Genomic DNA, 10,638 nt, shown 5'->3' with positions numbered 1-10,638 from the left:
CTTCACCTCCCGCAGGTGTGATACAAGCCGCGATTGTGGAGCAAACACTCACTCCACCTTCGCCAGACCCGCCGCATCGTAGCGCTCACGGGCTTCACGAAAGCCTTCTGCATTGCCCGCCACCCACATCCACAACGGGATCATCTGCCTGAGCAGCCCGCGGCCAAGTTCGGATAACTCGTAGTCGACGCGTGGCGGCACTTCGTTGTGATCTCGACGCAAAACCAGGCCGTCCCTTTCCAGTTGGCGCAAGCTGCGGGTCAACATCCGCTGCGTCACGCCATCCATGCGTCTGGCTATGTCCGCGTGTCTCAATCGCCCTTCAACACCCAGTGTATGGACGATGCCGAGTGACCAGCGATTGCCGGCATGGGTCAGCACTTCTCGCTTCAAACCGTCGTCTTCTGCACTCAGCGCTTCGCACGCCGCTTGCGATTGCCTGATGATTTCTTCGTTGTTCATTCGCCCCCCAGGATCACTCGTGTGCCTACTTATGGCCGCGTCTCAATGGTGACAGGATAACAACCACTCACTTATTGAACCGCGATCCGGAGGAAATTCATGCAACTCACTACCACCGTGAAAACCGAAAATATTCTTGTACTGGGTGCTGGCGAACTGGGTACGCAGGTCCTGCGTGAACTGGCTTCGATGGCTGCTGGCAGGGGGGAAACACGCATCAGCGTGCTGTTGCGTGCCTCGGCCATTACCACTCAAGACGTCATGAAAAAACGTGCCCTTGAAGAATTTGAAAGCCTTGGCATCCGCATTGTGCAAGCTGACGTGATTAACGATACCGTCGAGAAGCTTGCCGAGTATTTCCGGCCGTTCGATACAGTGATCAGCTGCGTGGGCTTCATAGCAGGCGCGGGCACCCAGTTGAAACTGACACACGCGGCACTCAAGGCTGAAGTGAAGCGCTACGTGCCTTGGCAGTTTGGCGTGGACTACGACGTAATCGGCAAAGGCAGCCCGCAAGACCTGTTTGATGAGCAGCTTGAAGTGCGCGAGTTGTTACGGGCTCAACGCACCACCGAATGGCTCATTATCTCAACCGGGATGTTTACCAGCTTTCTGTTTGAACCCGTGTTCGGCGTCGTCGACCTGGCTAAAAACACTGTTCATGCATTGGGCACTTGGGACACACAGGTCACCGTTACCACGCCCGAGGACATCGGCAAGCTGACCGCGAACATCATCTTTACTGAGCCACGCCTGGTTAATCAGGTGATTTTCGTCGCCGGAGACACCCTGAGCTACCGGCAATTAGCGGACACCCTTGATGAGAAGCTTGATCGCACCCTGTCGCGGGTGCAATGGAGTGTCTCTGAACTCAACGATGAACTCGCAACTGCACCTGACGACTCGATGCGCAAATACCGGGCAGTGTTCGCTCAGGGCAAGGGCGTCGCCTGGGATAAAACCCAGACTTTCAACGCCGCCCATGGCCTTGACCTGACCACAACGGCAGACTGGATCGAGCAGAATTTACTGCCTGGCAAGCGCTCTTCTGTGTAGAACCTGCCGCAGAAGATCATGCCCGCTGACCAGCACGATTCCCGCTAGCACCAGTGCTGCCCCCAGTACAAATGAGGACTCCAGCGTCTCATCCAGCAACCACACGCCAAATACCACCCCGAACAATGGCGTCATGAACGACAGCACGCCCAGACGGGAACCGAGGTAGCGGCCCAGCAACCAGAACCAGGCGAGGAAACTCAGGAACGAGACCCCGATGGTCTGATAAGCCAGGCTGCCAATCGCGACAGCAGTCAGGTGGACGCTGCTTTGTCCGCTGACCAACGCCATGAATGCGAGGATTACAAACGCCCCGGCCAACTGATAGAAAAGTGTTAGCGGCGCCGGGGCATCCGACAATTTTGAGCTGCGGATTGTAAGCGTGGTGCCCGCCCACAGTATTGCGGCCAACAAACCCAAAGCATCACCAATACGCTGATGCACCACATCGACACCGGGCGGCGCCGGAGCATAAAAAGCCAGGACAACACCGGAAAAGGCGATCAGGATTCCAATCCATTGCAAGACAGTCAGGCGTTCGCTCGCAAAGCGAAAGTGCAGGCCGATGGCAACGAATATCGGCGCTGTGTAAAGGAAGATCACCATGTGCGCGGCCGAGGTGTAGCGCAGACCTTCGCCCACCGCGAGATACTCCAGCGCAAACAACACGCCGACCATGAGGCCCGCCTGCCAGGTGCCGGGGCGTTTCATCTTCCGCCAGCGCAGCATCAACAGCACGCCGACCATCAGTGCAGCAAAACCTGAACGCAGGGCAATCTGCAGAATCGGCGCTATGTCCGGTGCTGCAACTTTGATTGCGACTTGTTGAAGGCCCCATACGATGCACAGCACGGTCATCATCACCGCTGCCTGCCCGTCGATAGGCTTACGAATGTTCACAGCACTCGATCTCACACATGATTTTGATCGCCGCATTATGGCGTTTGATGACGGCAAAAATCTTGAAACATCTGAATAGATTTGCCTGTGGAGGACTTTTCGCCGCAAACCTGACGTTGGGGGCTGCCCGCGACAGCGGGACTGTGGTCGGTCAGGTAAACCGGGGTGGTACTTATCGCGGGCAAGCCTCGCTCCCACATAACGGTGCAATTCCGCAGGACCACCCAGCGAGAGGTCGTGCGAGCGACGCTGACTACAGCCGATCCACCCGCCCCGCATAACATCCTCTTCTGGCGTTGTGGACGTGAATATAGTTCACCTCCGGGTTGGCAAATATCTGCTCAATCACCGGTTCTATCGCGACACCCTCCACTACATCGGCCTCGATCATCATCCCTTCGGCGTCATAGCCTCTGAGCGACAACAGGCGGACACGCATCGACTCGGGCACTTGGTTGATCGCGTCGTAAGTCTGGCTCGCGCCTTCGCGTATAAAAATCGCATGGGTGGCTCGATAAGGCGTGGATGCCGGTTGGCAAACGTGGTTCAGCAACAGCACGGTCTCTCCAACTTCCGCATCCAGCAATTCTACGCGGTCAGGGAAGCCTGGTTTCTTGTCGACGTGGTAGCGCTTCACGCCAAGCGCTTTCAAGGCCTCATCAGACAAACCAAACAGCGCCTGGAAGGGTTCAGGGGATAGACCTGTGATTCGAAAGTTCATACCGAGCTCCTATTGAGGTAGAGCCTGTATCAAAGCCACGATCCGGCAGAAGCTCTACCCGGTTCTTGCTGACGAACTCGAATGACAATCAAAGCAGCCTATCGGGACTCGCAGTTTTTCCCCGCGCTTGTGTGATAATCCCCGACTCCCTCATCTCCCCGTACAGAGAACTGCGCATGTCCTATCGGGCACCCCAGGACCTGGCCTTAGATCTTGCACTTTCCGCACTGCTCGAAACGCAAGTGCGCGACGGCCATTACGCAAGCATCGATGACGCGCGCCTGGCCGCTCTGCGAATCATGCAAGTTCGGGAGGCCGGGGTTCGGGATGTGACAGCCGAGCAGGAAGACGAAACAGCGCTGCATGACTCCATGGACTTCGCCCGCTTGGCCCTGTCAGCGGTAAGTGGTGTCGGCGTCTGGACCTACGAAGTGTCCAATGACTGTTTCTACTGTGACGCGGGCATCAGCGAGTTGTACGGGATCGACCCGGTGCAGGCTGCCTCGGGTATCAAACGTCAGGACTTTCTCGCCAACGTACACGCCGACGACCTGGCGGCACTTCGCAAAACCATGGCGGGCGGGTTGGTCAACAGCGGCGATCTCGAGCTGGAATACCGCATCATTCATCCTGACGGCTCCGTGCGCTGGGTACTCTCTCGCGGCCATACCTACTTTAATAATGCGGGTCAGGCTGTACGGCGTACGGGCGTCGGCATCGAGATGACCGTCCAGCGTTTGCTGGAGCAGCAACTGAGACAAAGCCAGAAAATGGAGGCCGTGGGCCAACTGACGGGCGGCCTGGCTCACGACTTCAACAACCTGCTCACCGGGATCATCGGAAGCCTGGAAATGATCAGACTGCGGGTTGCCCAGAATCGCGCAGATGAAATGGATCGCTACCTCGATGCGGCACAGGGTGCCTCTCGACGGGCCGCCGCGTTGACGCATCGATTGCTGGCCTTTTCACGCCGCCAGACGCTGGAGCCCAGCGCCACCGACGTTAACCGTCTGGTCGCAGGGATGCTTGAGCTGATTCGCAGCACCATAGGCCCCTCTATCGATGTGCAGGTCTACAACGAAGCCGACCTGTGGCTGACTCAGGTCGATCCCAACCAACTGGAAAACGCCCTGCTCAACCTCTGCATCAATGCCCGCGATGCCATGGCTTCGGGGGGCAGCCTGATCATTCGCACCGGCAACTGCGTTCTGCAAGCGAAGGCTGCCGCAGAGCACGATCTGCCGGTCGGCGAGTACTTGACCCTGAGTGTCAGCGACACCGGTAGCGGCATGAGCAGCGACGTAATTGCCCATGCGTTCGACCCGTTCTTCACCACCAAACCCATGGGCGAAGGCACAGGCCTGGGCCTGTCGATGATCTACGGTTTTGTGCGGCAATCCGGTGGCAGCGTACAGATACAGTCGGTGATAGGCGTGGGCACCACCATGACCTTGTACCTGCCGAGGTCGCGCGTAGAAACCATAACCCCAGACACGCCATTTGCTCCGCCCTCTCTGCCTGCAACCGGAAAAGGCGAAACGGTTCTGCTGATCGACGACGAACACACGGTACGCATGCTGATCCGCGAAGTGCTCGAAGACCTGGGCTATACCGCCATCGAGGCGGCCGATGGCGCCAGCGGCCTGAAAGTACTGCAGTCCAGCCAGCAAATTGATCTGTTGGTGACCGATGTTGGCCTGCCCGGCGGCATCAATGGCCGACAGGTCGCGGACGCGGGACGCAGCCTGCGCCCCGACCTCAAAGTGCTGTTCATCACTGGCTATGCGCATAACGCGCTGGGCTGGGGAGACCACCTGGAACAAGGCATGCATCTGCTGACCAAGCCGTTCTCGATGGACGAGCTCACCAGCCGAATCAAAAGCGTGATCAGCGACTGACGTTTACGCCACGCTTTACCTAACCTTTACCGAATCCAGACCTCCGTTTACATGAAATGGGTGTTTCATACGTCCATGGCGATCCCCACATTTTCGCCAAAGGAGACACCATGTTTTCGAAGATGACCCAAGTCCTGATCCTGTCCGGTAGCCTGCTCGTTGCCGGAGCCGCTACCGCCAATGAACGCGACGTGATCGTCCCCGTCATCGCCGGTGCAGCCGTGGGCGCGGTATTGGCCACCGTGATCAGCAACTCAAGCAGGGACCATGACCGCCCGCGCTATCAGGAATATCGGCCACAGCCGCGTTATCAGCCGCAATACCAGGCCGTGCGCTATGTTCCGGTGCGCCCGGTTGAATACCGCCGCTACGATCCACCACGGCGCGGATACTACGATCATGGCCCCCGCCGCGACTACGACCACGGCCGTGGCTATGGTCGCTGGTAACTCCTGAGCGTGAAGAGCCGCTGACTTTTGCCAGCGGCTTTTTTTCGTCTCTGCATTCCGTCCTCAGTGGTGCCTGTGTATGATCGCTACAGGCCAATGCTGCCTGCCGCTCGCTCCCGCTGGGAAAGGTGAAAGCATGTTTTCTTTTCCGAACCCTGTCGCATCTCTTGATAGTCCAGGTTTGGCAACGCGAGCACCAGAATGCCTCGACTACTGGAGGAACGATGTTTTCAATCGAACAAGCCAAGCAAATGGCCAAGCGCCTGCGCGCTGATCTGGCCACGTCCGGTCAGGACATTTCCCACTCCGCAGCACTTGAACTGGTCGCCCATCAACTGGGCCATAAAGACTGGAACACTGCGTCAGCGCTACTGCCTCAAGAAGCCGCCCAACCGGGAATCGCTTTCGAAAAACCAATCCCCATCCTGCGATCATTCGACGAAGCCAAGGCACGCGAGTTTTATCTCGACTTCCTCGGTTTCAGCGTCGAGTTCGAGCACCGGTTCGAAGCAGACTTGCCGCTGTATCTGGGGATAAACCGAAACGGCCTGCAACTGCACCTTTCCGAACACCACGGCGACGCCAGCCCCGGCGCCACAGTCTTCATCCCCACGCAGAACATCGAACTGCTTCGCGATGAATTGCAGGCCAAGCGTTATGGATTCGGGCGGCCGGATATTGTCGAGCAAGGCTGGGGTAAAGAGCTGCAGGTTTATGACCCGTTCGGTAATCGGTTGAGGTTCTGCGAGGGGTAACCCTCCGCTCAGAGTCTGAAGGCTCTGCGCCCTTGGCAGGAGCGAACTTGTTCGCGAGGCTTCGGTTCTGCGAACTCAGGAATATCGTCTCGCGAACAAGTTCGCTCCTACCGGTTTTGCATTTCAGCTTGAGGCAGTCGTTCAGGAAAGCATCTTGCCGGGGTTCATGATGCCGCTTGGGTCCAGCGCTTGTTTAAGGGTGCGCATCAGTTCCAGCTCCAGCGGCGCTTTATACAATTGCGCAGCCTCACGTTTGGCCTGACCCAGGCCGTGCTCAGCGCTGATGCTGCCTGCGAACGCCATGGTCGCCTCGTAGATGACATGCATGATCGCCTCAGCCTGCGCCTTGAACGGAGCATCCTCGGCACCAAGTGGTTTGCTGATGTTGTAATGCAGATTGCCGTCGCCCACGTGCCCGTAAGAAACGATTCGCACGCCTGGAAAAGCCGCTAACAGCTTGCGATCCGTTGCCTCAATGAACGCTGGGATACTGCTGACAGGCACGCTGATATCGTGTTTCAGGCTGGGGCCCTCATGGTTCTGCGCCTCCGAAATCCCCTCGCGCAATGCCCATAACCCAGCAACTTGCGCCTGATTACTGGCGACCACCGCATCAAGAGCCTCATCATGTTCGAAGGCTTCGCCGAGGCCGGTTTCGAGCATTTCTGCCAATGGAGCATCGACCAATGTGTCGCTCAGTTCGATCAGCACGTACCAAGGATGAATCTGACCGAACAGATCACTACAACCGGCCACATGCTGCAGAACGAAGTCCACGCTTTGCCGCGACATCAATTCGAAGCCGGTCAGACGGTCGCCACACAGCGCGCGCATGCGCCCAATCAAATCGACCGCTGCCTGAGGACTGGGCAGCGCCACCCACGCCGTGGTCAGGCTGCGCACGGCGGGAAATAGCTTGAGCACCGCAGCAGTGATAATCCCTAACGTGCCTTCAGAACCGATGAACATGTGCTTGAGGTCGTAGCCAGTATTGTCTTTGCGCAGCCCGCGCAGACCGTCCCATATACGACCGTCCGGCAGAACCACTTCCAACCCCAGCGTGAGGTCGCGCATGTTGCCGTAACGCAACACAGCGGTGCCGCCAGCATTGGTAGCCAGGTTACCGCCCACCGTACAGCTACCCTCGGCGCCCAGTGATAGCGGGAACAGGCGCCCCGCTTCTGCGGCAGCTTCCTGCAAATGCTGCAGAATGACGCCCGCCTCGACCGTAATGGTTTCGTTGGCCGGATCGATAGCGCGAATCGTGTTCATGCGGGTCAGCGACAGCACTACCTGAGTGCCCGAAGCATCGGGTATCGAACCTCCACACAAACCGGTATTGCCCCCCTGCGGCACCAGCGCAACACCGGCCTCATGACATAGCCGTACAACTTCGGCGACCTCAGCGGTGCTGGCCGGACGAACCACCAAAGCAGCCAGCCCCCGATAAGCGTTGCGCCAATCACTGAGATAACTCTGCATGTCTTCAGCATTACTGATCAAACCCGCAGGGCCGACGACCTGCTCAATGGCCTGCATCAGGGCTTCGTTCAATTGGCGCATTTCACGCTCCTTGTTATTTGAGTCCAGCATTCAAGACGGCATCAGCCTAGTAGTTATCGTACAACCTGAAAACCACTAATCACCGAATTGAACCCAATCCCTGAGCAGCCCCCGTGCGGTCCTGCAGCAAACACTGGATCTGTAGGGGCTGCCGAAGGCTGCGATGGCGGAGTGTCAGGATGAATGCTTCGCAGCCTTCGGCAGCTCCTACAAAGAATTAAATAATCTGACACGTGCTGGCGATGCGGTCTGTCGTTAACTCGCTATTGCCAGCCGAGACATAAATCTAGAACCAGATCGGCATAATGGACGCGACGAACAAGCCACTCAGCAACACGGCACTCAACCCACCCGCCGCCAACGCTATCGCGTCACCGGGGCTTACGGTGGCGATTCAGCTAGCCCACTACCTGACATCCGTGCCGGGATAGAGCTCAGGAGGTGGCTGGTACTTCGGATCCTCGAAGCGGCTGTTGTTGTAATGCGTTTTGGCCGTTGGCCCGTCGCCGTAGTAAGTCACGTTCGGGTTAGGGGTGAGATGCCAGCCGGTCCCGTCTTTGTCGCGCTCGATCAGCGAAGGGTACAACGTGCAGGTGCCTCCTGAACCGGAGGTCAGCCTGAATTGATAATAACGCCCGGCCTGGGGCGTGAACTTCGTTGTGACGTAGCAAGAGCGGGTGCGCGAACCCTCCCAGAACATACCCACCTTCGTTTCGATACCAGGCCGGATTCGTGTCTCGAAGTAGTCCCACGTCAGGTCTTGTCCTGCTTTGGGCATCCCCTCATCCTGCGTATGAGTAAACGGAAGCGGCCCGCTGCGTATGACGCCCCCCGAACGCACACCGTTTTCGTATTGATAAATATCGGCATGCTGAGTGAAGTTGACGATGCGTATCCAGGCGGGATTGGCCTCGTTTTCAGGTGCGGTGAAATAGTTTGTGTGAGGGAGAAATTGGCAGCCTGCGAACAACGGCAGGGCCAACAAGCAGAGCGTTGAGCGAATTGACATGGAGCCTGTCCTTTGCAGAGTCGCTGTAAAGACCACAAGAACAGGGATGTATTGCGTAAGCGGCGAGAACGTTACTAGAGGCCGTCGACTACGCACTGGATCGCTTTTTTTGCGGCCAGTTACTGCCTGAGGATTAGCTGACCTGAAAAACAGGAACCAGCCCAACGTGCGTAGGTGTTCAAGAAGGGAGTTTGCGCCCAGAGGTCCTTGGCAGATGCTTAGAAATAAATCATAGCGTGAGAGTTGCCTGTACTCACGGTGTATTGAGTGAAGCCGGCCGCAGATGCTTGCTCTTTTCGGATGTTCAGTAGATCTTCAGGAATTTCAATAAGTATTTTTACCTTTCCAGATGTGCTCAGAGTCTTGCAGAGCGTTATGATTTTACTGGACCTATTTGAAGTAGCCCAAAATACTTTATAACTCCAGTTTTTTGCAGCTCCAGATTCAAGAAGCATATCAAATATTGCATCTTCCGCATTACCGTCATTTAGGTCGATTAGGGCGCAAATGATGTTTGAATTTTTTTCGAAAATCTGGCTCATGGAGTTGCCTGCCTATTTAGGGTTTTGTAAATGGGTCTGCGTCTGGCACGCCAGAATCTACAGGTGATGATCCCGGCGTTGCGTGTGAAATCTCATAAGCCCTGGCTTCTAATTCTTTATAAAGCTTTGGATTGTCAATAACCTCTTGGACCTCCCCAACAGGAATGAGACCACCGTCTCGCCTGACCAGATATTGAGATGCCCAATACCCAATGACCAACGGTTTTTTGAATGTTTCATCCATCGTGACTCCGCGCTCAGAACGAGAGGCTATTTTTATCGAAGCGCCGGGGAGAAGATAACCACCAAACTTGCTTTCCATGGCCGCACTGGAAATCTGTTGTCTTAGGGCTTGAAGTTGTTGTTGAGTTTTTAGACGTTTAATTAATTCAATGTCTGCCTGCAATGCCGCCAACTCAGGATCCTTGCTTATTAGGTCAGACTCATTAGGTGCAGTCGGTAAATCGCCAACATTTGAACCGGTTTTTAGTGCGACCTGAGTATTGAGATTGCTTATGAGCGCATCATAGCTGGCGGAAGAAGTACTGACGAGGTCAGGGGTGCTTGCGGGAGCACCTACATTCAGTGATCCTCCAGAGACAGTGCTGAATGTAAGTGATACCGTCGCTCCAGTTATGCTGAAAACACGAGTGATGACTCTTAACATTGGGGGAGAAGACGTTAATTTTGAGGCACGACTCAGCCAGGCTTTGTTAAGGGGCGCGCTGGCCCATGCTTGAACAATTTCATCCATTTTTTGGTTAGGTAACCCCAGGCTTGTAGCACCTTTTAGAACTACAGACCCTGTAGCGCTTTGCGCTCCAGCGGCGGACAGTGCAATGGGCACGGAAGCGAGCGGGAGCGCAAACCCCGCTGACCCACGACTGTCAACGGTGAAGCTATAGCTGGGAAATGCTGCCGCGGGAGGGTGTGCAAAAGACGGTCGGTTTTCAGACGCTGCACGTGAGTAATACTCGTCGTAGTAAGTCGTGCTGATTGGAATGTAATTGTCCCGATTGACCAGTGGCAGGAAACCTTTTTCTTTCCAGGTTTCAATTTCCGCATCAACGGATTGATGTGACAGATAAAGATCGCCGGGAAGTATGTACTCTTCCAAGGGATAAATCGGCATCACTTGTGCAGCTCGAACAGTCATACTCCAATCTTTTGCAACCTGTTCAAGATGCTGTTGAGGCAGCTTTGATTGACACGCAGCCATCACAAGGCTGTTCGCCGCAAGAAACGCCAAGATCAACATTTTTTTGGGCATAGAGAATTCCCGA

At 56.0% G+C, this 10,638-nt stretch carries 11 protein-coding genes; 4 read left to right on the top strand and 7 right to left on the bottom strand.

Annotated features, from left to right (window positions below):
- Window positions 1-48 precede the first annotated feature (48 nt).
- The gene (locus AUC61_RS20965) at window positions 49-462 is read right to left on the bottom strand and encodes a winged helix-turn-helix transcriptional regulator (protein WP_243248057.1); all 414 of its coding nucleotides are present in this window, start codon (window positions 460-462) and stop codon (window positions 49-51) included.
- 99 nt (window positions 463-561) lie between these two features.
- Here AUC61_RS20965 and AUC61_RS20960 point away from each other — a divergent pair, with 99 nt between their 5' ends.
- Window positions 562-1,518 carry an aromatic alcohol reductase gene (locus AUC61_RS20960; protein ID WP_243248056.1) on the top strand — a complete coding sequence of 319 codons (957 nt, stop codon included), beginning with the start codon at window positions 562-564 and terminating at the stop codon, window positions 1,516-1,518.
- Here AUC61_RS20960 and AUC61_RS20955 read toward each other — a convergent pair.
- A complete protein-coding gene (locus AUC61_RS20955) occupies window positions 1,489-2,418 on the bottom strand; it encodes a DMT family transporter (RefSeq protein ID WP_243248055.1) in 930 nt (309 codons plus the stop codon). The two genes, AUC61_RS20960 and AUC61_RS20955, sit on opposite strands and share 30 nt — an antisense overlap.
- A 253-nt stretch (window positions 2,419-2,671) precedes the next feature.
- Window positions 2,672-3,139, bottom strand: a complete 468-nt coding sequence (locus tag AUC61_RS20950; protein WP_243248054.1) for a DUF1203 domain-containing protein — start codon at window positions 3,137-3,139, stop codon at window positions 2,672-2,674.
- Between the two features lie 176 nt (window positions 3,140-3,315).
- On the opposite strand from AUC61_RS20950, the gene AUC61_RS20945 reads away from it, so the two are divergent.
- From AUC61_RS20945 to AUC61_RS20935, 3 genes are all read left to right on the top strand, one after another.
- Complete coding sequence (locus tag AUC61_RS20945; protein WP_243248053.1) at window positions 3,316-5,037, top strand: PAS domain-containing hybrid sensor histidine kinase/response regulator; 1,722 nt, start codon at window positions 3,316-3,318, stop codon at window positions 5,035-5,037.
- 110 nt (window positions 5,038-5,147) lie between these two features.
- A complete protein-coding gene (locus AUC61_RS20940; RefSeq protein ID WP_243248052.1) occupies window positions 5,148-5,486 on the top strand; it encodes a hypothetical protein in 339 nt (112 codons plus the stop codon).
- Window positions 5,487-5,710: 224 nt separating this feature from the next.
- Complete coding sequence (locus AUC61_RS20935; RefSeq protein ID WP_243248051.1) at window positions 5,711-6,241, top strand: glyoxalase superfamily protein; 531 nt, start codon at window positions 5,711-5,713, stop codon at window positions 6,239-6,241.
- 141 nt (window positions 6,242-6,382) lie between these two features.
- Here the strand turns inward: AUC61_RS20935 and AUC61_RS20930 are convergent, their stop codons facing one another.
- The 4 genes from AUC61_RS20930 to AUC61_RS20915 all read right to left on the bottom strand — a co-directional run bounded on the left by AUC61_RS20930 (window position 6,383) and on the right by AUC61_RS20915 (window position 10,625).
- The gene (locus AUC61_RS20930; protein WP_243248050.1) at window positions 6,383-7,804 is read right to left on the bottom strand and encodes an FAD-binding oxidoreductase; all 1,422 of its coding nucleotides are present in this window, start codon (window positions 7,802-7,804) and stop codon (window positions 6,383-6,385) included.
- Window positions 7,805-8,210: 406 nt separating this feature from the next.
- Window positions 8,211-8,813, bottom strand: coding sequence for a hypothetical protein (locus AUC61_RS20925; RefSeq protein WP_243248049.1), 603 nt, complete (start codon window positions 8,811-8,813; stop codon window positions 8,211-8,213).
- Between the two features lie 218 nt (window positions 8,814-9,031).
- Window positions 9,032-9,355: a hypothetical protein gene (locus AUC61_RS20920; protein WP_243248048.1), complete on the bottom strand. Its 324-nt coding sequence runs from the start codon at window positions 9,353-9,355 to the stop codon at window positions 9,032-9,034.
- Window positions 9,356-9,371: 16 nt separating this feature from the next.
- A complete protein-coding gene (locus tag AUC61_RS20915) occupies window positions 9,372-10,625 on the bottom strand; it encodes a hypothetical protein (protein ID WP_243248047.1) in 1,254 nt (417 codons plus the stop codon).
- Between the last annotated feature and the right edge of the window lie 13 nt (window positions 10,626-10,638).

The organism is Pseudomonas maioricensis (assembly GCF_022790535.1).
Classification (GTDB): domain Bacteria; phylum Pseudomonadota; class Gammaproteobacteria; order Pseudomonadales; family Pseudomonadaceae; genus Aquipseudomonas; species Aquipseudomonas maioricensis.
The sequence above is the reverse complement of the archived record's forward strand: the minus strand, read 5'-3'. Positions and strand labels throughout refer to the sequence as shown.

Bases quoted from the DNA above. Each gene is read 5' to 3' on its own strand.
- AUC61_RS20920 (WP_243248048.1), bottom strand. From the start codon at position 9,355: ATGAGCCAGATTTTCGAAAAAAATTCAAACATCATTTGCGCCCTAATC.
- AUC61_RS20960 (WP_243248056.1), top strand. From the start codon at position 562: ATGCAACTCACTACCACCGTGAAAACCGAAAATATTCTTGTACTGGGT.
- AUC61_RS20940 (WP_243248052.1), top strand. From the start codon at position 5,148: ATGTTTTCGAAGATGACCCAAGTCCTGATCCTGTCCGGTAGCCTGCTC.
- AUC61_RS20915 (WP_243248047.1), bottom strand. From the start codon at position 10,625: ATGCCCAAAAAAATGTTGATCTTGGCGTTTCTTGCGGCGAACAGCCTT.
- AUC61_RS20925 (WP_243248049.1), bottom strand. From the start codon at position 8,813: ATGTCAATTCGCTCAACGCTCTGCTTGTTGGCCCTGCCGTTGTTCGCA.
- AUC61_RS20950 (WP_243248054.1), bottom strand. From the start codon at position 3,139: ATGAACTTTCGAATCACAGGTCTATCCCCTGAACCCTTCCAGGCGCTG.
- AUC61_RS20965 (WP_243248057.1), bottom strand. From the start codon at position 462: ATGAACAACGAAGAAATCATCAGGCAATCGCAAGCGGCGTGCGAAGCG.
- AUC61_RS20935 (WP_243248051.1), top strand. From the start codon at position 5,711: ATGTTTTCAATCGAACAAGCCAAGCAAATGGCCAAGCGCCTGCGCGCT.
- AUC61_RS20945 (WP_243248053.1), top strand. From the start codon at position 3,316: ATGTCCTATCGGGCACCCCAGGACCTGGCCTTAGATCTTGCACTTTCC.
- AUC61_RS20930 (WP_243248050.1), bottom strand. From the start codon at position 7,804: ATGCGCCAATTGAACGAAGCCCTGATGCAGGCCATTGAGCAGGTCGTC.